17 protein-coding genes are annotated in these 21,488 nt (G+C 73.5%); 6 read left to right on the forward strand and 11 right to left on the reverse strand.

Annotation, left to right across the window (positions count from 1 at the left end):
* Positions 1–1,506 precede the first annotated feature (1,506 nt).
* From AC3AQ1_RS01870 to AC3AQ1_RS01900, 7 genes are all read right to left on the reverse strand, one after another.
* Positions 1,507–4,908, reverse strand: coding sequence for a BTAD domain-containing putative transcriptional regulator (locus tag AC3AQ1_RS01870; protein ID WP_108717595.1), 3,402 nt, complete (start codon positions 4,906–4,908; stop codon positions 1,507–1,509).
* A 279-nt stretch (positions 4,909–5,187) separates the two neighbouring features.
* Positions 5,188–7,242 carry an ABC transporter ATP-binding protein gene (locus AC3AQ1_RS01875; RefSeq protein WP_108717596.1) on the reverse strand — a complete coding sequence of 685 codons (2,055 nt, stop codon included), beginning with the start codon at positions 7,240–7,242 and terminating at the stop codon, positions 5,188–5,190.
* Positions 7,239–8,969: an ABC transporter ATP-binding protein gene (locus AC3AQ1_RS01880; RefSeq protein ID WP_108717597.1), complete on the reverse strand. Its 1,731-nt coding sequence runs from the start codon at positions 8,967–8,969 to the stop codon at positions 7,239–7,241. The genes AC3AQ1_RS01875 and AC3AQ1_RS01880 overlap by 4 nt, the downstream gene beginning before the upstream one ends.
* A gap of 558 nt (positions 8,970–9,527) precedes the next feature.
* On the reverse strand, positions 9,528–10,799 hold the full coding sequence (locus AC3AQ1_RS01885; protein ID WP_108717599.1) for an SPFH domain-containing protein: 1,272 nt from the start codon (positions 10,797–10,799) through the stop codon (positions 9,528–9,530).
* A 136-nt stretch (positions 10,800–10,935) separates the two neighbouring features.
* Positions 10,936–11,415, reverse strand: coding sequence for an NfeD family protein (locus tag AC3AQ1_RS01890; RefSeq protein ID WP_108717600.1), 480 nt, complete (start codon positions 11,413–11,415; stop codon positions 10,936–10,938).
* A gap of 112 nt (positions 11,416–11,527) precedes the next feature.
* Positions 11,528–12,346, reverse strand: coding sequence for an ABC transporter ATP-binding protein (locus AC3AQ1_RS01895; RefSeq protein ID WP_108717601.1), 819 nt, complete (start codon positions 12,344–12,346; stop codon positions 11,528–11,530).
* 14 nt (positions 12,347–12,360) lie between these two features.
* Complete coding sequence (locus AC3AQ1_RS01900) at positions 12,361–13,428, reverse strand: IS110 family RNA-guided transposase (RefSeq protein ID WP_108717602.1); 1,068 nt, start codon at positions 13,426–13,428, stop codon at positions 12,361–12,363.
* Positions 13,429–13,747: 319 nt separating this feature from the next.
* Between AC3AQ1_RS01900 and AC3AQ1_RS01905 the strand changes: the two genes are divergently transcribed.
* Positions 13,748–14,485 (forward strand): hypothetical protein, encoded by a 738-nt coding sequence (locus tag AC3AQ1_RS01905; protein WP_159096338.1) that lies wholly within the window; start codon positions 13,748–13,750, stop codon positions 14,483–14,485.
* A 30-nt stretch (positions 14,486–14,515) separates the two neighbouring features.
* On the opposite strand, the gene glgA is transcribed toward AC3AQ1_RS01905, so the two are convergent.
* Positions 14,516–15,757 (reverse strand): glycogen synthase, encoded by a 1,242-nt coding sequence (gene glgA / locus AC3AQ1_RS01910; RefSeq protein ID WP_108717604.1) that lies wholly within the window; start codon positions 15,755–15,757, stop codon positions 14,516–14,518.
* A 129-nt stretch (positions 15,758–15,886) separates the two neighbouring features.
* Between glgA and AC3AQ1_RS01915 the strand changes: the two genes are divergently transcribed.
* Complete coding sequence (locus tag AC3AQ1_RS01915) at positions 15,887–17,155, forward strand: glucose-1-phosphate adenylyltransferase (protein WP_108717605.1); 1,269 nt, start codon at positions 15,887–15,889, stop codon at positions 17,153–17,155.
* Positions 17,156–17,216: 61 nt separating this feature from the next.
* Complete coding sequence (serB, locus tag AC3AQ1_RS01920; protein WP_234417898.1) at positions 17,217–17,825, forward strand: phosphoserine phosphatase SerB; 609 nt, start codon at positions 17,217–17,219, stop codon at positions 17,823–17,825.
* Here the strand turns inward: serB and AC3AQ1_RS01925 are convergent.
* The 3 genes from AC3AQ1_RS01925 to fabG are packed head-to-tail and all read right to left on the reverse strand — an operon-like array spanning position 17,822 to position 19,862.
* Complete coding sequence (locus AC3AQ1_RS01925; protein WP_108717606.1) at positions 17,822–18,328, reverse strand: SixA phosphatase family protein; 507 nt, start codon at positions 18,326–18,328, stop codon at positions 17,822–17,824. The two genes, serB and AC3AQ1_RS01925, sit on opposite strands and share 4 nt — an antisense overlap.
* Positions 18,328–19,095, reverse strand: coding sequence for an enoyl-ACP reductase FabI (gene fabI, locus AC3AQ1_RS01930; protein WP_108717607.1), 768 nt, complete (start codon positions 19,093–19,095; stop codon positions 18,328–18,330). Before fabI ends, AC3AQ1_RS01925 begins: the two co-directional genes overlap by 1 nt.
* A 29-nt stretch (positions 19,096–19,124) precedes the next feature.
* Entirely contained in the window at positions 19,125–19,862 is a 738-nt protein-coding gene (gene fabG, locus AC3AQ1_RS01935; protein WP_488301223.1) for a 3-oxoacyl-ACP reductase FabG, read from the reverse strand.
* A 54-nt stretch (positions 19,863–19,916) separates the two neighbouring features.
* Here fabG and AC3AQ1_RS01940 point away from each other — a divergent pair, with 54 nt between their 5' ends.
* Genes AC3AQ1_RS01940 through AC3AQ1_RS01950 form a run of 3 tightly spaced genes read left to right on the forward strand, consistent with a single transcriptional unit; the run spans position 19,917 to position 21,462 of the window.
* Positions 19,917–20,297, forward strand: coding sequence for a DUF3099 domain-containing protein (locus AC3AQ1_RS01940; protein ID WP_108717609.1), 381 nt, complete (start codon positions 19,917–19,919; stop codon positions 20,295–20,297).
* Positions 20,294–20,524, forward strand: coding sequence for a hypothetical protein (locus tag AC3AQ1_RS01945; RefSeq protein ID WP_108717610.1), 231 nt, complete (start codon positions 20,294–20,296; stop codon positions 20,522–20,524). The genes AC3AQ1_RS01940 and AC3AQ1_RS01945 overlap by 4 nt, the downstream gene beginning before the upstream one ends.
* A complete protein-coding gene (locus tag AC3AQ1_RS01950; protein WP_159096339.1) occupies positions 20,521–21,462 on the forward strand; it encodes an SURF1 family protein in 942 nt (313 codons plus the stop codon). The genes AC3AQ1_RS01945 and AC3AQ1_RS01950 overlap by 4 nt, the downstream gene beginning before the upstream one ends.
* Positions 21,463–21,488 lie beyond the last annotated feature (26 nt).

The raw sequence follows: 21,488 nt of genomic DNA on the forward strand, positions 1-21,488 counted from the left end.
GGCATGCTGACTGAGCTGGAGGCGCTGAAGTCCGTGATCTGCGCAGCGCAGGCGAGGTTGGCCGCGCAGCTGGCCTCCTCCCAACGCGCCTGCCAGCGCGCCGCCGGTGTCCCCGCGAAGCACTGCGGCCGTGGTGTCGCAGCCCAGGTCGCCCTGGCCCGAGGTGAGTCGCCCCACCACGGCGGGAAGCTCCTCGGCGCCGCCGAGGCCCTTCTCACCGAGATGCCGCACACACTCACCGCCCTGGCCCACGGCAGCCTCAACGAGTGGCGCGCCATGCTCCTGATCCGCGAGAGCGCCTGCCTCACCCGCACCGACCGCGCCCTCCTGGACCAGCAGATCAGCAGCGACCACCACTCGCTACGCGGCGTCGGGGACCGACGCCTGGTCGCCCGCGCCCGCACCTTCGCGCAACGCCTGGACGCCGCCGCCCTTGTCCGCCGCGCCCGCCGCGCCGAGACCGAACGCACCGTGACCCTGCGCCCAGCCCCGGACCTGATGACCTACCTCACCGCCCTGCTGCCGATGAAGGACGGCATCGCCGCCTACACTGCCCTACGCGCCGCCGCCGACACCGCCGTCAGCACCGGACACGCCACCAGCTGCGGCCAGGCCATGGCCGACACCCTCACCTCCCGCCTGACCGGACGAGCCCCCACCGACCCCGTCCCCGTGCACGTCGGACTCGTCATGACCGAGGCCACCCTCCTCGCACCCGAAGGCCCCCCGGGCGCCGAGGAACCCGCCACCCTGACCACCCCCAGCCTGGCCGGCACCCCCGTCCCCGCACCCTGGGCCCGCACCCTCATCCACACCACCCTCACCAGCCCACGCTCGAGCAGCAACGGCACCAGCGACGCCGAGAGCAGCAGCAGTGACCGCGGCACGAGCTCGGCAGGCGGCGGGATCACCGACACCGCGGACGAGGACCCCGGGCAGCTCGGCACCAGCGCAACCAGCGCAACAAGCGACAGGGGGACCAGCGCGACGCGCGACAGCGCCGCGGACGGCAGCAGCAACGACCGCAAGGACGGGGTGTGGCTGCGGCGCCTGTTCCGCGACCCCACCACCGGTGAGCTCGCCGCGATGGACTCCCGATCCCGGTGCGCCCCACCCAACCTCGGCCACCGCTACCACTCCACCGCCCCACCGCTGCCGAACGGTCTGACGAGCGAGATCGGTCCCGTCGCTCCACCGGACAATGACGACCTGGCGCTCGTGCACGTCAGCCTCGACGACGCGCGCGGCCGCGCCGCGGCGCCTCGTGACGAGCGGCTCGGCGAGGCTGTCACGTCGAGCGCGTCGGCACCCGAGCCCGCTCACGAGCCGCGACCCGCTACGCACGCGATCGCACGCGGACCGCGCCGGACGACCACGCAACCAATCCGCACGGGACCGGTCACGTCAGTGACGGTTGCGACCAGTGACGAGCACCACGTGGAGCGCGTGATCGCCCCGGGCAGTGCCCGCCCAGGCGTCGGGCAGACCAGCACGGAGCCCACCCAGCTACGCGGAGGGAGCGACCGCCTCGGGCTCGAGGTCCAGCTCGCGCGCGGGGCGCGGCGCGCGTGCGACGGGCACGAGGCGCGGCGACGAGCCGCTCCCGCTCGTGGCTCGCGCGGCGGTGGGCGACTGCTCCGCGTCCTTCGCGGTCGCAGACAAAGGCCCGTCCGGCACCGGAAGCACCCTGGCGACCGCTCCCCCGCGAGCGGACGGGAGGGGTCGCACCGAACCCGCCGGCTGGGTCCGAGCGGGGTCGGCAGTCACCGGCGAACCTGTGGGCGGAGCTGTCGGCGAGGATGCAGCCGAGGCAGGCGCAGCCGCCGCCGTGCCCGGGGCTCGGCGCGCCCCGGCCACCTCGGTGCCGGGTTGGGCGATCCCCAGCGCGCGCAGCACCCGCGCGTAGCCCTGTCGCGCTCGCTGCGCCGCGGCCGCCTCTCCCGACAGGGTCAACGACCGCACCAGCACCCGCCAGGCATCGTCTCGGAACTCGTCCAGCTCGATCGCGCGCACCGCGGCAGCGGCGGCCTGACGGTTGCGGCCCTCGCCGAGCTCGGCCCTCGCGAGCGCTGACGCCGCATCGGCCACGGCGAGCCGGACTCGTTCGCGCTGCCCGACCACCCACTCCGACGACCCCTCGTCGACGAGAAGGTCCGCGCGATACCGGTCGACCGCAGCCCGCCACGCCTGGGTGGCCGAGGCGAGGTCGCCTCGCGCAGCCTCCCGACGCGCCTCGCGGAGCCCTTCGTCGAGAGCGATGAGGTCGCACGTGTCGCCGACGTCGAGGCGAAGGAGATAGGACTCCCCCACCCGGACCAGCACGTCGCGCCCGAGCATCGGGTGCGCGTCGTCGAGCGCCCGCCGCACGGCGGAGACGCTGACGTGCAGGTTGTGGATCGCCGCGGTCGGGCGCAGGTCGGGCCAGAGCGCGAGCGCGAGTCGCTCGCGGTGCACCGGGTGCCCGGACTCGACCGCGAGCATCCGCAGCATGCTCCTCGCCCGAGGACGCAGGACCGTGAGATCGACGGCGGCTCCGTCCACGAGAAGCGCAAGCTCACCGAGGCAGCGCACCTCGAGTGCCGGCCGACGACGGTCGTTCGCTCCCGAGCCGGCCGCGGCACCCCCGCGGCCGCCGGTACGAGCTGTTCCGCCGAGTGGGCTCGCACCCGGCGCCGACGGCGACGACGGAGTCGTCGCCTCCTCGGCGGGCCACGACCCCGACGACCCCGACGGCTCCGACGGCTCCGGCAACGGCGACCCCGACAACGGCGACGCGGCCGCACCCGACGCCGCCGTCACCGTCGGTTCGGTCGCGCCCGCACGAGCCTGCCCACGCGCGCGCTCCCGGGACGCCGCGTCCGGCACGACGGCGATCCCCGCGGGTGACGGCGCACCCGCCACGGAAGGAACCTCGGCCGTGGACCCAGCCCCACCCACCGCCGGCGACCCAGCCGACGACCCAGCCCCCGCCGTCGACGCAGCCCCAGACCCAGCCGACGACCCAGACCCAGCCCCCCGACCCGCGTCCCGCGCAGCGGCGCGCGCCGCGCCGAGGCGACACCACGCCTCGAGGACGGGAGTGTCACGTGCCGCCCAGTCCGCCGCGAGCGCGAGCCAGGACGGCGCGTCGTCCTCGCCCCGGCGCGCCGCGATGGCCGTCACGACGGTCGCGATGACGACGCCTCCCCACGGGTCCTCGACGTCCCGGGCCCACTGCACGAGCCCAGCGATCTGACGCTGCGCGTCGTCGGCGTCCTCGGCTGCCACCACGACGGCGTGCGCGAGCCGCTGCAGCCAGGTCAGACCCAGGCGCTGCGCGGCGCGCAGCACCGAGTCGGCGCCGTCGGCCACGGTCTCGATCCGTGCGTCCGGGTCCACGAGCGACTCGGTGAGCGCCGCCGCGAGCAGCGTCCCGGGGGCCTCGTCCTCGTCGTCGAGCACGGCGGCCAGCGCGGCCCGGGCCTCGGGCACGCGGCCGGCCAACCCGTGCAGCAGGGCTGCGACGAGGCCGCACTCCGCCGGACCCGACGGCATCCGACCCTGGCGCAGACCGCACTGCAGCGCCCGCGCCCACGATCCGATCGCGTCGAGCTGCGCCACGGGGATCGTCGCGTCGTCCGGGGCAGAGCACGCGCCTCGCGAGGAGCCGTGCCCGGTGCCGTCCGGGGACCAGACCGCGACGAGGTCACGCACCGCGGCGGGTACGGCAGCGCCGAGCAGCGGCCGGAGCTCGTGGTCGTCCGCACCCTCACCCTCGCCCGCCGGCGCGTCCGGGCGGTCGACCTGCTCGAGCAGCCGGGCCGCCGGGGCCAGCGCACCGTCCGCGACCGCCTCCGCCATCGTGGCGAACGCCGACAGGCGCTGCGGCACCAGCTCGCGCACGGCGGGATCGGTGCGCAGCACGCCGCCGACCGATGTCCACAGGTCGGTGCCGGCGTGCGCCACCCGCACCACGTCCGCCGGGCGTTCCGCGCGCGCCCACAGCCCGATGGTGGACGCGGTCTCGCCCTCGCTCTCGAGCACGCTCGCGGCCCTGCTCCACCATGCGCGCGCCTGCGCAGGACCCAGGTCGCGGGCGAGCCGCGCCCCGAGGTAGCGCCGCAGCGGCATCGGGATCCGGTAGCCCGCGAGGAACTCACGCAGCGGCACCACGGACCGGTGCGCGACGTTGCGCAGCACGTCCGCGCTGTCCGAGACCTCGAGCAGCGCGTCCAGGCGCGGCGGCGTGAGGACGTCGAACGCCGCTCCCCACATCAGCAGCCGGCGCTCCTGCGCCGTCAGCCCGGCGAGCAGGACGTGCTCCGCGTAGTCGGCGAGGTACCACGGCGCCCCGCGCAGCCCCCGCACCGCGCGACGTCGGTCCGCCGGCAGCATCCCCTGCGTCGCGCGGCAGAAGAGGTCGACGGCGGCCGGCCAGCCGTCCGTGGCGGCCGCGAGTCGGTGCACGTCGTCGGCGCGCAGTGGCGCGTCGAACCCCTCCCGGGCGGCGCGGTCCACCTCGTAGGGGCGCAGGGCGAGGTCCTCGACGTCGAGCACACCGGCGAGGGGGGCGTCGTACCGCGCGATCATCGACGGCGGGAGCGCGCGCACCGCCACCACGACCTGGACGCCGGGCGGCACGGCGGCCGCGAGGCGACCGAACCAGCCGTCGGCGTCGGCCGGCTCGCGCAACCGGTGCGCGTCGTCGAGGGTCACGAGCGTCGGGCGCCTCAGCGCCGCCAGCGTCGCGGCCGCCTCGGAGGCGGTGACGGGCGACGACACCCCGCCGGGCGTCGTGTGCCACACGGCGCCGAGGGGCGTGGCGCGACCGGCCAGCACCGGTCGGTCGTCGGTCGCCGCGAGATGGCCCAGCAGCGTCGACTTGCCCCAGCCGTGGCCCGCGACGACGAGCACCACGCCCGAGGGCATGCCGCGGACGCGGCGAAGGAGGCGATGGCGGATCGGGGTGCTGCCGCTCGCGAGAGGGCGAGCACGAGCGACATCCCCGTCCGTCCGCCTCCCCCTGTCGTTCGGCGGACCGTTCATCCCCTTCTCCTCACGACCTCGTCGAGGGGCGGGTTCGCGGGACAGTGTCCCAGCGGGCCGAACCCCCGCACCAGCGACTTTTGGTGATGGTCGTGGGGAGCGCGCTGTCGTCGTCCTGATACCGGCGCGCGCAAGATCGCGCGTGTCGCGGGTCCCGCCCGGTCAGTCCTCGATCGCGGCGGCCGCGAACTGGCTGGCGTACAGCCGCGCGTACGCACCCCCGGCGGCGAGCAGCTCCTCGTGCGAGCCCTGCTCCACGATGCTGCCGTGCTCCATCACGACGATCACGTCGGCACCGGTGATCGTCGAGAGGCGGTGGGCGATCACGAACGACGTCCGACCCACCCGCAGCGCGTTCATGGCCTTCTGCACGAGCACCTCGGTGCGGGTGTCCACGGAGCTCGTCGCCTCGTCGAGGATGAGGATCGGCGGATCGGCCACGAAGGCACGAGCGATCGTCACGAGCTGGCGCTCACCCGTGGAGAGCGAGCCGCCCTCGCCCGTGATGACCGTCTCGTAGCCCTCGGGGAGCGACCGGACGAACGAGTCGACGTGCGTCGCCTGCGCGGCGCGCAGCATCCGCTCGCGCTGCTCGGGCGTCACGGGGGCGCCGGGTGACGTCGCGATCGGGTAGACGATGTTCTGCTCGATCGTGCCCTCGAACAGCCACGCGTCCTGGAGCACCATGCCCACGCTCCCCCGCAGGTCCGCCCGGGTCATCGCGCGGGTGTCCACGCCGTCGAGCGTGATGGCGCCCGCCTGCACCTCGTAGAACCGCATGATGAGGTTGACCAGCGTGGTCTTGCCGGCCCCCGTGGGCCCGACGATCGCGACCGTCTGGCCAGGCTCGGCCACCAGGGACAGGCCTTCGATGAGCGGGTTGCGGGGGTCGTAGGAGAAGTCGACGTCCGCGAACTCCACCCGGCCCGCGACCTCGTCGAGCCGGACGGCCGGCTCGGGGTCGGGCTCCTGCTCCTCGGCGTCGAGGAGGCCGTACACCCGCTCGGCCGACGCAGCGCCCGATTGCAGCATGTTCATCATCGAGGCGATCTGCGTGATCGGCTGCGTGAACTGGCGCGAGTACTGGATGAACGCCTGCACGTCGCCCAGGCTCATCTGCCCCGACGCCACCCGCAGCCCGCCGACCACGGCGACGACGACGTAGTTGAGGTTCGCGATGAACGCCATCGCGGGCTGGATCGTGCCGGAGATGAACTGCGCCCGGAACGAGGAGTCGTACAGCTCGTCGTTGCGCTCGTCGAACACGCGCTGGGCCGTGTCCGTCTGGCCGAAGACCTTCACGAGCGCGTGCCCGGTGTAGATCTCCTCGATGTGCCCGTTGAGCTCGCCCGTCGTGCGCCACTGCCGGATGAACTGGGGCTGGCTGCGCTTGGCGATCATCGCCGTCACGCCCACCGTGAGCGGCACCGTGACGAGCGCGATGACCGCGAGCAGCGGCGAGATCCAGAACATCATGACGAGCACGCCGACCACGGTGAGCACGGAGGTGACCAGCTGCGAGAGCGTCTGGTTGAGGGTCATCGAGAGGTTGTCGACGTCGTTCGTGACGCGCGAGAGCACGTCGCCGCGGCTCTGCCGGTCGACGTAGGACAGCGGGACCCGGGTGAGCTTGTCCTCCACCCGCGCGCGCATGCGGAACATCGTGTGCTGCACCACGATCGCGGTGAGGCGGGCCTGCAGCCAGCCGAACAGCCACGCGCCCAGGTACACGAGCAGCGCCCAGCCCAGCGTGACCGCGAGGGCATGGGTGTCCAGCCCCTCCCCGGGGGTGAACGTCACCTGCGTGAGCATGTCCGCGAGCCGGTCCTGACCCTGCGCCCGCAGACCCTCGATCGCCTGCTCCTGGGTGATGCCCGCCGGAATCTCCCGCGAGATCACCGCCGCGAACACGATGTTGGTCGCGTTGCCGAGGATCTTCGGACCGACGACGGCGAGCACCACCGACGCGACGCCGAGCAGCACCGACACGGCGAGCTCCAGACGGTGCTCGCGCATGTCGCCGAGAAGGCGACGCAGCGTGCCGCGCATGTCGAGCGGCTTCTCGGTCGGCATGCCCATGCCGCCCATGGGCCCGCCGGGGCCACGACGCGCCGGCCTGCTGTCACGCACGACCTCGGCGTCGTCGACCGGGGCCGACTCGTTCGCCGTGCGGGCCGCGGTGCCCTTCGCGGAGGCTCCGGGCGCGACGCCACTCATCGGGCCTCCTCCAGGCTCATCTGCGACTCGACGATCTCGCGATAGGTCTCCGAGGTGTTCAGCAGCTCGCTGTGGGTGCCGCGACCCACGATCCGCCCGTCGTCGAGCACGAGGATGAGGTCGGCGGTGCGGATCGTCGACACGCGTTGGGCGACGACGATCACCGCGGACTCGCGCACGACCGCCACCAGCGCCTGGCGCAGCGCGGCGTCGGTGGCGTAGTCCAGGGCCGAGAACGAGTCGTCGAACAGCAGCACCTTCGGCCGGTGGACGAGGGCCCGTGCGATGGACAGGCGCTGGCGCTGCCCGCCGGAGACGTTGGTGCCGCCCTGGGAGATCGGCGCCTCGAGCCCGCCGAGCTCGCGCACGAAGTCCTCCGACTGCGCCACCCGCAGTGCCTCCCAGAGCTCCTCGTCGGTCGCGTCCTGGCGACCGAGACGCAGGTTGCTCGCCACCGTGCCGGAGAAGAGGAACGCCTTCTGCGGCACCAGGCCGAGGAGCTGGGTGATCAGGGTGGGGTCGATGTCGCGCACGTCCACGCCGTCGAGCAGCACGCGACCCTGCGTCGCGTCGAAGAGCCGCGGGACGAGGTTGAGGATCGTCGTCTTGCCGGACCCGGTGGCGCCGATGATCGCGGTGGTCCGGCCCGGCTCGGCCACGAACGACACGTCCTCGAGCACCGGCGCGCTGGCCCCCGGGTAGTGGAACGTCACGTGGTCGAGCTCGACCCGGCCGGTGAGCACCGCGGGCCGGACCGGCTCGGCGGGCGAGAGCACCGTGGGCTCGGAGGCGAGCACGGCCGCGATCCGGTCCGCCGAGACGGCGGCGCGCGGGGCGAGCATCACCATCATCGAGCTCATCATCACGGCCATGAGGATGTACATGATGTAGCTGAGGAACGCGGTGAGCGCGCCGACCTCCATGTCGCCGCGGTCGACGAGGTTCCCGCCGAACCACATCACCGCCACGGTGGACAGGTTCATGATGAGCATCACGGTCGGGAACATCAGCGCCATGAGCTTGCCGGTCTTGAGCTGGACCTCGCGCAGGTCCGCGTTGACGATCGCGTACCGCGCCACCTCGAACGGGTCGCGGACGAACGCCCGCACCACCCGGATGCCGGTGATCTGCTCGCGCATCACGCCGTTGACGGCGTCGATCCGGCCCTGCATCGTGCGGAAGTACGGCACCATCCGGCTCACGATGATCAGCACGGTGACCACGAGCACCGGCACCACCACGAGCAGGATCGCGGACAGCTTGACGTCCTCGCGCAGCGCCATGATGACGCCGCCCACCAGCATGATCGGCGCCATCACGATGATCGTGAGGGTCATCATGACGAGCATCTGGACCTGCTGCACGTCGTTCGTGGTGCGCGTGATGAGCGACGGCGCACCGAACGAGCCCAGCTCCTGCTGGCTGAACTTCTGCACGCGCGCGAAGAGTGCGCCGCGCACGTCGCGACCGAAGGCCATGGCGGTGCGGGCGCCGAAATACACGGCGACGATCGCGGCGATCGCCTGGGCCAGGGTGACGACGAGCATGACCGCGCCGATCCGCCAGATCTGGTCCACGTTCCCGACCGCGACGCCCTCGTCGATGATGCGCGCGTTGAGGTTCGGCAGGTAGAGCGAGGCCATCGTCTGCACCAGCTGCAGCACGAGCACCACGACCACCGCGCCCCGGTACGGGCGCAGGTGCGTGCGCAGGAGTCCGATCAGCACGGGGTGAACGGTACGCCCGCGCACCGACACCGGCACATCCGCACGGCGCCGACCGGGGGGAGCAGGCGCACGACGGCGAGGCGACCTCGCGCTTGCGGCGCGCGTTCCGCCCGGCGCACGCTGGGCAGGTGAGCCCCGGCCTCTCCGCCCCGCGCCCCTACCGCCCGGGCGAGGACGATCCCGCACTCGCCGACATCTGCGTGCGCACCGCCGACCACGGCGGCGACGCGACCGGCCTCCTGCCCGACGACGACCTGTGGGCCGCGGTCTTCCTCGCGCCCTACCTCGCGCGTCACTCCGACCTCGCGCTCGTGGTGGACGACGGCAAGGGGCCGGCCGGGTACGTCGTCGGCACCGACGACAGCGAGGCCTTCGAGACGTGGTTCGCCTCGACGTGGTGGCCGACCTTCGCCGCACGCTGGCCGCGCCCGACGGCGGTGCGCGGCCGGCACGACGAGATCGCGTCCTACGCGTGGGGGCGGGGGCAGGAGACGAACCCGTGGGCCGCGGACCACCCCGCGCACCTGCACATCGACCTGCTGCCCCGCGCCCAGTGCCTCAGGGGCGGGGCGGCGGCGGGAGCGAGGGTCCACCGGTCGGCGGCAGCCCCTGGCCCTCGCCCTGCCCAGGACGCTCGGCCGCGTCGGGCGACGGCGGAACGGCGGGGCCGGCAGGTGCAGCCGGGCCGCCGGCACCGGTCTGCGCCTCGTGAGCCTGGGCGGGCCGCTGCCCCGCCTCCTCGCCGTGGTCGAACGGGTGCCCGGTCAGCGTGCCGGCCGCGCGTGCCTCGCTCGTCGCCTCGGACGCCTCGCCGCGCGCCTTGCGCAGCGCCTCCGACGGGTCCTCGAGCGTGGTCTCGGCGAACGAGTCCTCGAACTCCAGCGGCTCGCGCCGCGAACGCGCCGTCGCGCTCTCGCCCGGCTCCGCGCCGTCGGACGACGGTGCCGGCACCGTGCCCCCGAACGCGCCGGCGATGCCGTTGAGCGCCGCCGTGAACTCCGTCGGCACGATCCACATCTTCGACGAGGAGCCGTTGGCGATCTGCGGCAGGGTCTGCAGGTACTGGTACGCGAGCAGCTTGGGGTCCGCGTCGCCGCGGTGAATCGCGTCGAAGACCTGCAGGATCGCGCGCGAGTCACCCTCGGCCTTGAGGATCGCGGCCTGCGCCTGACCCTCGGCGCGCAGGATCGCGGACTGCTTCTCACCCTCGGCGGTGAGGATCTGGGACTGCTTGACACCCTCGGCCGTGAGGATCGCGGCGCGGCGGTCCCGCTCGGCGCGCATCTGCTGCTCCATCGAGCCCTGCACGCTGGCGGGCGGGTCGATCGCCTTGAGCTCCACGCGGTTGACGCGGATGCCCCAGCGGCCGGTCGCCTCGTCGAGCACGCCGCGCAGCTGGCCGTTGATCTGGTCGCGCGACGTCAGCGTCTGCTCGAGGTCCATCGACCCGATGACGTTGCGCAGCGTGGTGACGGTGAGCTGCTCGATACCGGTGATGTAGTTCGCGATCTCGTAGGTCGCGGCCTTCGGGTCGGTGACCTGGAAGTAGATGACGGTGTCGATGCTCACCACGAGGTTGTCCGAGGTGATCACCGGCTGCGGCGGGAAGGAGACCACCTGCTCGCGCAGGTCGACGCCGGCGCGCACGCGGTCCACGAACGGGATGAGGAAGTGCAGACCCGCGTACATCGTCGAGTGGTAGCGGCCCAGCCGCTCCACGATGAGCGCCACGGCCTGCGGCACGATCCGCACCGCACGGGCGATCGCCGTGATGATGAAGATCGCGAGCAGCGCCACGATCACGAGTCCTACGATCTGGCCCGTGTCCACGGGTGCCTCCTTGGTGGCCGCCGTGGCGGCCGGTCGGGGCCGGGTGCTCCGGCCGGTCGTGCCTCGCTCCAGGCTGCGGCGGGGCCGCGCGCTTCGCGGGTGCGAGCGCCTGGAGGTCCGTGTGTCAGAGCAGGTGCTAGAGCGTCGGGGTGCCGTACGGGTTGGCGGGGTCGGGCAGGTCCGCGGACTTGGAGGGCGTCACGACGGCGGTCGCCCCGTCGATCCGCACGACCTCGACCTGCGCGCCCTCGGGCAGCGTCCCCGCACCCTCGAACCGTGCCGTCCAGACCTCCCCGGCGAGCTTGACGCGCCCGGCGAGCGACGACGTCGGCTCCAGGACCGTCGCCGAGCGGCCGATCAGCGCGGCCACGTTGGTCGCCGTCTCCGGCGTCTCGCGCCGGAACGTGCGCAACGCCCACGGTCGGATCACGGCCACCAGGAGCGCGGACACGACGCCGAACACCACCACTTGGATGAGGACCGGGGCACCGAGCAGGGCCGCCAGGACCGCGGCGAGCGCGCCGCCGGCGAACATGAGGAAGAGGAGGTCGACGACGAGCACCTCGACCACGAGGAGCAGGAGGAACAGCGCCAACCAGATCACCCAAGCGTCCATCGCAGCCTCCCCTCGCCGGCGCCGGGACGTCCCCGGTCACAGCCCACTCTATGTCAAGAACGAGTCAAGAGGGTGGGGAGTTCCGTCCGGGGCGATCGACGAGCAGATTCGTTCAGGCCCCGTGCCGGTTGCCGGAGGAGCGTCCCGTGGCGCGAGCGCTCCACCGGTCCTCGTGCCGCGTGATCTCCAGCGGCATCCCGTACGTGGCCTCGAGGTTCTCGGGGGTGAGCACGTCCTCGAGCGGTCCGGCCGCCAGGGCGTGCCCGTCGCGCAGCAGCAGGGCGTGGGTGAAGTGCGGCGGGATCTCCTCCACGTGGTGCGTCACGAGCACGAGCACGGGCGAGGCCGGGTGGGCGGCGAGCTCCGCGAGCGCGCCGACGAGCTCCTCGCGCGCGCCGAGGTCGAGGCCGGCGGCGGGCTCGTCCAGCAGCAGCAGCTCGGGGTCCGACATCAGGGCCCGCGCGATCATCGTGCGCTTGCGCTCGCCCTCGGACAGCGTCCCGTAGGTGCGCCCGGTCTTGTCGGCCATGCCGAACACCGCCAGCAGCGAGCGCGCGCGGTCCTCGTCGACGTCGTCGTAGGTCTCGCGCCAGCGCCCGGTCATCCCGTAGGAGGCGGTGAGCACGACGTCGAGCACGCGTTCGTCGCCCGGGATCCGTTCGGCGAGGGCCGAGCTGGACAGCCCGATCCGGGGCCGCAGCTCGAAGACGTCGACGCGGCCGAGGGTCTCCTCGAGGATCTCCACCGTCCCGCTGGTCGGGTGCATCCGGCCCGCCGCGAGCTGCACGACCGTGGTCTTGCCGGCGCCGTTGCGTCCGAGGACAACCCAGCGCTCGCCGTCGAGCACCTCCCACGTCACGTGGGAGAGGATCTCCTTGCCGTCGCGACGCACCGTGACGTCGTCGAGTCCGAGGACGAGGGTCTGGGGCATGGGTTTCTCCTATGTCAAGCCGCGGCGGCGACGGTGGTCGTGGTGGGCTGGTGGAGGGGTTGGGTGGTGGTCTTGAGGGTGGTGAACACGACTCGGATGAGGTGCCGCTTCAAGCAGCGCAGGGCCTCTCGGTTCGACATGCCTTGGGCCTTCTTCTTGTCGTAGTACGCCCGCCCGAGAGAGCGGGGCAGCCTGATCTGGGTGACGGCAACGCGGTGGACCGCACAGTTGATCTGGCGGTTCCCGCTACGGGTCATGCGGACTCTGCCCTCGGTGCTTCCGGACCAGACCGGGATCGGCGCGATGCCGGCGTGGCGGGCGAGCTGGGCGTCGGTGCTGAAACGTGCGATGCCACCGATCTCCCCGACGAGCTTCGCGGCCGTCAGCTCCGCGCACCCAGGCACCGCGACCAGGGCCGGAGCCCGAACGCTCACCAACGCAGCGATCCGCTTCTCCAGGTCCTTGATCCGCACACTCACGGCGCAGATGTCGCTCAACTCATCCAGGGCGAGCTCGACCACCACACCCTCGCCTCGACCCTCCAACCACGCCTGCAACGCACGCTGATGCTTGATCCGGTCCATCGCCCCGGCCGGGATCTCGTGCTCGGGGTCGAGCTCGTGCACCCGCCACAACAGGCTGTTGATCGTTGCCGTGCGCTGCTTGACCAGCGTGTCGCGCCGATCCACCAGCAGCTTCAGCTCACGAGCCTGCTCATCGTGCACGGCCCGGGGAAGACCGGGCTCCGCCAACGCGGCACGAGCCACCGCCAGGGCGTCGATCGGGTCGGACTTGCCGCGGGTGCGCGCGCTCGCACGGGCGTGCGCCATCATCTTCGGCGGAACCCGCACCACGACCTGACCAGCCGCGAGAAGATCCATCTCCAGCCGGGTCGAGAGGTGACGGCAGTCCTCGATCGCCCACTCCAGCTCATCACCGAACTGGCGCCGCGCCCACCGCAACGCCTCCCGGTGACCAGGAGTGGTCGCCCTGACCGTGAACTGCCCGATCTTGCGGGCCCGCTCATCGACCGCGACGAACGTGTGGCTCTTCTTGTGTACATCGGCTCCAACGACAACCATGAGGGTTGCCTCCTTCCACCCGATCAGTGCAGGGACGGTTGGGCCGGCCGGCGGACACATCTCAGTGGGGGCGATGCCACGCTCCTATCAAGTCACGCCGGCCGGTCCGTCACACCAGACGCCGACAAAACCCATGCACGCCACGAAGGCAGCGACCCTACGAGTCAGACGACTGGTGATCAGGACCCAACCACCGCGAAGCGGCACTGTCACCCTGACACTGACTCGACCCTACCGACGTCGGGCCAGGGCGCACGCCACGGCGCACCCGCGCAGCGGCCGGGCCTCGACCCACGCAACCCTCGTTAGGGTGACGGGCGTGCCGCTCGTCCCCCGCGCCGTCGCCCTCGTGCTCCTGGCCGACCGGCTCGGCACGGCCGAGGCACGCGCGCTCGCCCTCCTCGAGGGCGCGGACGAGCCGCACCGGATCGGCGTTCGGCCGCTCGCCGTCGCGCTCCCCGAGCTCCTCACGACGACGGGCACGGGCGTGGCCTGGGCCGTCCTGCCGGTGCCCGGCGATCCCGGGGTGCCCCCGTCCGCCGCCGCGCCCGCGCTGCTGGCCGGGGAGGCCGCCGTCGTGCGCGGGGCGCGCGACACCGTGGTGCTCGTGCCCGACGTCGCGGCGTTCGGCAGTGCGCTCGAACCGGGCTGGACGGTGCGGTGGCGACCGGTCGCGCTGGGACCGGGGGCCGTGGTCCCGCCGCCCGCCGACCTGGGCGAGGCGCGGCTCGCCCTGGTGCACGCGCTGCACGACGCGACGGACGAGCTCACGCGACTCGACGTCGCCCGCGAGCGCCGGGAGCTGCGCGAGGCGCTGCTGGACCTGTCCGGTCCGGCGGACGACCGCACGGCGGAGCTGCTCGAGTCGCTGCCGGAGCGCCCGGCCGCGGCCCTGCTGCAGGCGCTGCGGGTGCTGCGGATCGTCGAGCTCGCCGAGGAGGACCCCGGCGCCGCCGTCACGGCGGGCCAGCTCGGCGCCCGCAGCGCAGCGCTCGCCGCGCTCGCGCGGGCCGCGCGCGTCGTCGTCGCGGCCGCGACGGTGCGCCGCGTCGGCTGACGGGTCCGTCGATCGGCGGGACCGAGCCCCTCAGGACCCGGCCAGGACCCGTTCGTAGACCTCGATCGTGCGCTCCCCGATCGCGCCCCAGGAGAAGTGCTCCTCGGCGCGGGTGCGCCCGGCTCGGCCCATCTCGCGCGCCCGCGCCGGGTCGCTCACCACGCGCGTGAGCGCCGCGGCGAGGTCCGCCTCGAACTTCTCGGGGTGCAGCGGGGTGCCGGTGCCGTCGCTCTCCTGCGCGAGCGGGACGAGGAGGCCCGTCAAGCCGTCGTCGACCACCTCGGGGATGCCGCCGGTCGCCGAGGCCACGACGGGCAGACCGACCGCCATCGCCTCGAGGTTTACGATGCCGAGCGGCTCGTAGATCGAGGGGCACACGAACACGGTGCACGCCGCCAGGACGGCCACGAGCTCCTCGCGCGGCAGCATGTCCGGGATCCACACGACCCCGGAGCGCTCGTGGCTCAGCTCCTCGACCAGCCCGGACACCTCGGCCATGATCTCCGGCGTGTCCGGCGCCCCGGCGCACAGCACGACCTGGACCTCGGGGTCGAGGCGGCGCACCGCGCGAAGGAAGTACGGCAGGCCTTTCTGCCGCGTGATGCGACCGACGAACACGACCGCGGGGCGGTCCGGGTCGATCCCGCGCGCGACGGCGAGCTCGCGGGCCCGCGGCGTCGGCATGGAGTCCCCCGCGGCGACCGGCCGGACCCACCGGGCCAGGTCGATGCCGTTGTGCACGACGTGCACCCGCGCCGGGTCGACGTCGGGGTAGGACCGCAGGATGTCGGCCCGCATGCCGCCGGAGACGGCGATGATGCCGGCGGCACCGAGGTAGGCGGTGCGCTCGGCCCAGCTCGACAGGGCGTACCCGCCCCCGAGCTGCTCGGCCTTCCAGGGCCGCAGCGGCTCGAGGCTGTGCGCGCTCACGACGTGGGGGACGCCGTGCAGCAGGCCCGCGAGGTGCCCGGCCATGTTGGCGTACCAGGTGTGGGAGTGCACGAGGTCGGCGCCGCCGACGTCCTGCGCGATCGTCAGGTCCACCCCGAGCGTGGCCAGGGCGGCGTTCGCGCCCGCGAGCTCGGCGAGCGCGGAGTAGCCGGTCACCGTGGGCAGCCCCGGCCCGCTCGGCGCGTCGGGGCGCGGCCCCTCGAAGCAGCGCACGCGCACGTCGAGGTGCTCGGCGAGCACGGCGGCGAGCTCGGCCACGTGGACGCCCGCGCCCCCGTAGACGTGCGGGGGGTACTCCCGGGTCAGCAGGTCGACGCGCATGGCGGGATCATGCCACCGATCGGGGCGCGGTCCCGGTCCTAAGACGCGGCGTCCCCCGCGGGTGGGACGTGCACCACTTCGGTGTGGTGTTCGTGGCCAACATCACGCGGGACCCCCTAGGGTCGCCGTATGGCTGCACCACGTGTCCTCGCGGTCGTCCTCGCCGGTGGCGAGGGCAAACGCCTCATGCCGCTCACCGCCGAGCGGGCCAAGCCGGCCGTCCCCTTCGGGGGGATCTACCGCCTCATCGACTTCGCCCTCTCCAACATCGTCAACTCCCACTACCTGCACGTCGTCGTGCTGACGCAGTACAAGTCGCACAGCCTCGACCGGCACATCGCCAAGACCTGGGACATGTCCCGGATGCTCGGCAACTACGTCGCGCCGGTCCCCGCCCAGCAGCGGATGGGTAAGAACTGGTACCTCGGGTCGGCCGACGCGATCTACCAGAGCCTCAACCTCCTCGCCGACGAGCGGCCGGACATCGTGGTCGTGGTCGGGGCCGACCACGTCTACCGGATGGACTTCTCCCAGATGGTCAAGGCGCACATCGACTCCGGTGCGCGCCTCACCGTGGCCGGGATCCGCCAGCCGATCTCGCTCGCCGACCAGTTCGGCGTGATCGAGGCCGACCCGGACGACCCCCGGCGGATCAAGGCGTTCCGGGAGAAGCCGACCGACGCCGTCGGGCTCGCGGACTCCCCCGACGAGGTCCTCGTGTCGATGGGCAACTACGTCTTCGACGCGGACGCGCTCGTCGAGGCCGTGCGCAGCGACGCCCTGGAGGACTCGCGTCACGACATGGGCGGGGACATCGTGCCCGCGTTCGTGGAGCGGGGCGAGGCCGCGCTCTACGACTTCATCGAGAACGACGTGCCCGGCTCGAACGACCGTGACCGCGACTACTGGCGCGACGTGGGCTCGATCGACGCCTACTACGAGGCGAACCGCGACCTCATCTCCGTGGTGCCGGTCTTCAACCTCTACAACGACGAGTGGCCGGTCTTCACGGGCTACACCGGCCTCCCGCCGGCGAAGTTCGTGCACGCCTCGCCCGAGCGGATCGGCCTCGCCGTCGACTCGATCATCTCCCCCGGGGTCGTGGTGTCGGGCTCGGAGGTGCACGGCTCGGTGATCTCCCCGGGCGGGCGCCTGAACTCCTGGTCACGCGTGACGGACTCGGTGCTGCTGGACGACGTCATCGTCCAGCGGCGCGCCCAGGTCAACCGCGCGATCCTCGACAAGAACGTGGTGGTGGAGGAGGGCGCGAGCATCGGCCTCAACCGCGAGCTCGACCTCGCGCGCGGCTTCACGGTCACGCCGTCGGGCATCACCGTCGTCCCGAAGGGCATGCGGATCGGCGTCGACTCCGTCACGCCGTCGAGCTGGGCCATCTGAGCACGTGCCCGACCGCGTGACCGGTGCCTCGACCGTGCCCGCCCGCCGTCGCCTCGTGGTGATGGACGTCGACTCGACGTTCATCACCGCGGAGGTGATCGAGCTCATCGCCGACCGGGCCGGGACGCGCGAGGAGGTCGCGCGGGTCACCGAGGCCGCGATGCGCGGCGAGCTCGACTTCGCCGAGTCGCTGCACGCGCGCGTCGCGACCCTGGCGGGTCTGCCCGTCTCGGTGCTGGACGACGTCGCCGCGCAGGTCGAGGTGTCCCCCGGCGTGCCCGAGCTGGTCGCCTTCCTCGCCGAGCGGGACTGGCCGCTGTGCCTCGTGTCGGGCGGGTTCGTCGAGATCGTCCGGGTGCTCGCCGCCCGGTGGGGCATCACCCGCGTGCGCGCCAACGCCCTCGAGGTGGGCGCGGACGGCCGCCTCACCGGACGGGTCGCCGGCCCGGTCGTGGACCGCGCGGGCAAGGCCGCCGCGCTGCGCGAGTTCGCCGCCGAGGCGGGCGTCCCGCTCCCCGACACCGTCGCGATCGGCGACGGCGCCAACGACCTGGACATGCTCGCGACGGCGGGCGTCGGGATCGCGTTCAACGCCAAGCCCGTGGTCGCCGCGCAGGCGGACCACGCGGTGCACCACACCATGGCCGAGGTCGTCGCGCTGCTGCGCTAGTCCTCCACGGCGCGCTCCACGGCGACGAGCCGGGCCGTGCCGCGGTCGAGCGCGGCCCACCCGGCGTCGAGCTCGAGCACGCTGCGCGCCGCCGTCGGCACGCCCCGGTGCACGGCGTCGAGGAGGTGCTCGTCGGAGTCGGCCGAGGCGAGCAGCGCCGCCGTCGAGCTCATGACCGGCTCGTGCCCGACGACGAGCACGGTGCCGACCGCGTCGTCGACCCCGCGCAGGAGCGACAGGACAGTCCGCGGTCCGGCGTCGTACAGCTCCTCCAGCACCGCGACGTCCGGCCGGACCGGCAGCCGCGCCGCGAGGAGCTCCCAGGTCTGCCGGGTCCGGGTGGCCGCGGAGACGAGCACGAGGTCGGGCACCGGGCCGTCCGCCGCGAGGGCGTCGCCCACCGCCGCGGCCTGCCGCCGGCCGCGCAGCGCGAGCGGCCGGGCGGCGTCGGACGCGGCGTGCGGCTCCGCCTTGGCGTGCCGCAGCAGGACGAGGGTCGGCACTACTGACCCATCGCGTGGAAGCCGCCGTCCACGTGCACCATCTCGCCCGTGGTCGCCGGGAACCAGTCCGACAGCAGCGCCACGACGGCGCGCGCGGCCGGCTCGGGGTCCTTGGAGTCCCAGCCGAGCGGCGCCCGCTCGGACCAGTTCCCCTCCATCCGCTCGAACCCGGGGATGGAGCGCGCGGCCGTGGTGCGGATCGGCCCCGCGGACACGACGTTGACACGGATGCCGTCCCCGCCGAGGTCGCGCGCGAGGTAGCGCGCGGTGGCCTCGAACGCCGCCTTCGCGACGCCCATCCAGTCGTAGACGGGCCACGCGTAGCGCGCGTCGAACGTGAGGCCGACCAGGGAGCCACCGCTGGACAGGAGCGGCCGGGCGGCCACGGCGAGCGACTTCAACGAGTACGCCGAGACCTCCACGGCCGTGGCGACGTCCGGCCACTCGGCCTCGAGGAACTTCCCGCCCATCACGCTCTGCGGGGCGAAGCCGATCGAGTGCACCACGCCGTGGAGCGAGTCCGCGTGCTGGCGCACCGCGTCGGCGAGGCCGGCCAGGTGCTCGGGGTCGGTCACGTCGAGCTCGACGACCGGCGCGAGGGACGGCAGCCGCTTGGCCGCGAGCTGCGTGAGCTTGGCCTGCCGGCCGAACGAGGAGAGCACCACGGTGGCGCCTTCCTCCTGCGCGAGGCGCGCGGCGTGGAACGCGATGGAGGCGTCGGTCAGGACGCCGGTGATGAGCAGGGTCTTGCCCTCGAGCATGCCCACGGGGTGCTCCTTCCGATCGGGTGTGGTTGCTAGTGGCCCATGCCGAGGCCGCCGTCGACGGGGATGACGGCGCCGGAGATGTAGCCCGCGTCGGGGCCGGCCAGGAACTGGACGACGCCCGCAACCTCGTCGGCCGTGGCGAACCGCGCGGCGGGGATCGCGGCGAGGTAGGCGTCCTGCTGGGCCTGGGGCAGGGCGTCGGTCATCGCGGTGCGGATGAACCCGGGCGCCACGACGTTCGCGGTGATGCCGCGGCCGCCGAGCTCGCGCGTGATGGCGCGCGCCACGCCGACCAGGCCGGCCTTGCTCGCCGCGTAGTTGACCTGCCCGGCGCCGCCGTACAGGCCCACGACGCTGGAGATGAGCACGATGCGCCCGCGGCGCAGCCGGATCATCCCCTTGCTCGCACGCCGCGCGCACCGGAACGCCCCGACGAGGTTGACGTCGAGCACGGCGTCGAAGTCCTCGTCGGACATCCGCATGAGCAGGGAGTCGCGCGTGATGCCCGCGTTCGCCACGAGCACCTCGACCGGACCGAGCTCCTGCTCGATCGCGGTGAAGCCGTCGTCCACCGCCGCGGAGTGGGTGACGTCACCGGGGACGGCGAGCACGCCGTCGGGCACGTCGCTGCCGCGGGAGAGGGTGGCGACCCGGTCACCCGCGGCGACGAACCGCTCGGCGATCGCCCGGCCGATGCCCCGGGTGGCCCCGGTGACGACGACGGTTCGGGGTTCGCTCACGGGCTGGGAGGGCTCTGGCGCTGGCACCCGGTCAACCTAGCGGATCGGCGCCCCCGACCGGCCCGGCGTACGCTCGTCGACATGAGCCAGGTGCCGTCGATCACGACCGCGCGCCGCTCCCACGCGCTCGAGAGCGACACCCGGACGAAGCGGTACCTCATGACGATGGGCGTCCGGATGGGCTGCTTCGCCCTCGCCATCATGCTGCCCCCGCCGTGGCGCTGGATCTTCGCCGTCGGCGCCGTGGTGCTCCCCTACGTCGCCGTCGTCCTGGCGAACGTCGGGTCCACCCGGATGTCGCGCGGCGTGGACGAGGTGGTCGAGGCGCCGGCCCTGCCCGAGCACGCCGCGTCGCCGGTCGTCCGTGACGGCGACGCCACGCCGGACGACGGCGAGCTGCCCTACCGCACGGAGGTGCGGGAGGACCCCGAATCGCGTCGGCGCCCGGAGGCCGCGGCGTGACCCTGGACAGCCCCACCGGTCAGGACGTCGTCGTGTGCAGCGCGAAGGGGTGCCGAGCCACCGCCGTGTGGGCGATCGGCTGGCGCAACCCCCGCATCCACGACGGCGGGCGGCGCAAGGTCTGGACCGCGTGCCCCGAGCACCTGGACCACCTGCAGCGCTTCCTCGAGGCCCGCTCGTTCCCCGTCGACGTCGGGCCGCTCGGCACCGACCCGGGGCCCTCGTGACCACGGCGGGGACCCACGCACCGACGCGTTCGAGGCTCGAGCGGATCCTGCGGACGGCCGGCGTGGTGCTGCTCGTGCTCGCGGCGTCGGCGACGTGCGTGCTGCTCGGTCGCTGGCAGTACCACCGGCACACGGACCGCGTGGCACAGGTCGACCTCGTCCAGACGAACTACGACGCCGACGCCGTGCCCGCGGCCGACCTGCTCGGCCCCGACCTCACCGACCCCCTCGACCCCGGCGACGTGTGGCGCTCGGTCGAGGTCACCGGCACGTGGGTGGCGGGCTCCGGCGTCCAACTGCGCAACCGGCCCGTCGACGGCGCGAACGCCTCGCACGCCCTCGCCCTGCTGCGCACCGACGACGGTGCGCTGCTCGTCGTCGACCGCGGCTGGTGGCGCCAGACCGACGTCGTGCCCGACGGCGCGCTCACCGTCCCGAGCGGCCGCGCCGACGTCGTGGTGCGGCTGCGCGCCGCCGAGACCGCCGACGGCCGGACCAATCCCGAGGGCGAGGTCTACGACGTCGTGGCGCTCGACGTCGTGCAGGCCGCGTTCGGCCCCGATCCCGCGGCCTGGCCCGCCGCCGTCGCGACCGGGACGTTGGTCGAGGACGCCTACGGGATGCTGGCGAGCCCGGCCCCGATCGCGCCGCTCGGCGCGCTGCCCAAGCCCGACGAGGACCTCGGCAACCACCTCTCCTACGCGTTCCAGTGGTGGGTGTTCGCGCTCACGATCCCGATCGCCACCGTGGTCATCGGGCGCCGCTCGCGCCGCGACGCCGAGCTCGAGGCGGCGCAGGAGGCCGCGCTCGCCGCGGGCGAGGCCCCACCCGTGGCTCCGGCGCCGCGGGTGCGCCGGCGGCCGACCATGGCTGAGGAGGAGGACGCGATCCTCGACGCCGCGGAGGAGGAGCGCCGGACCGCGGGCCGCACCGGCTAGCCGGTGCGCCGGCGAGCCGGCGAGCC

This window comes from Miniimonas sp. S16 (assembly GCF_057748195.1).

Excerpts from the sequence above, each read along its gene's own strand:
- AC3AQ1_RS01870 (WP_108717595.1), bottom strand. The coding sequence starts at position 4,908 with ATGCCCTCGGGCGTGGTGCTCGTCGTCGCGGGCCACGGCTGGGGCAAG.
- AC3AQ1_RS01875 (WP_108717596.1), bottom strand. The coding sequence starts at position 7,242 with ATGAGTGGCGTCGCGCCCGGAGCCTCCGCGAAGGGCACCGCGGCCCGC.
- AC3AQ1_RS01890 (WP_108717600.1), bottom strand. The coding sequence starts at position 11,415 with ATGGACGCTTGGGTGATCTGGTTGGCGCTGTTCCTCCTGCTCCTCGTG.
- AC3AQ1_RS01895 (WP_108717601.1), bottom strand. The coding sequence starts at position 12,346 with ATGCCCCAGACCCTCGTCCTCGGACTCGACGACGTCACGGTGCGTCGC.
- AC3AQ1_RS01900 (WP_108717602.1), bottom strand. The coding sequence starts at position 13,428 with ATGGTTGTCGTTGGAGCCGATGTACACAAGAAGAGCCACACGTTCGTC.
- glgA (WP_108717604.1), bottom strand. The coding sequence starts at position 15,757 with ATGCGCGTCGACCTGCTGACCCGGGAGTACCCCCCGCACGTCTACGGG.
- AC3AQ1_RS01915 (WP_108717605.1), top strand. The coding sequence starts at position 15,887 with ATGGCTGCACCACGTGTCCTCGCGGTCGTCCTCGCCGGTGGCGAGGGC.
- serB (WP_234417898.1), top strand. The coding sequence starts at position 17,217 with ATGGACGTCGACTCGACGTTCATCACCGCGGAGGTGATCGAGCTCATC.
- AC3AQ1_RS01940 (WP_108717609.1), top strand. The coding sequence starts at position 19,917 with ATGAGCCAGGTGCCGTCGATCACGACCGCGCGCCGCTCCCACGCGCTC.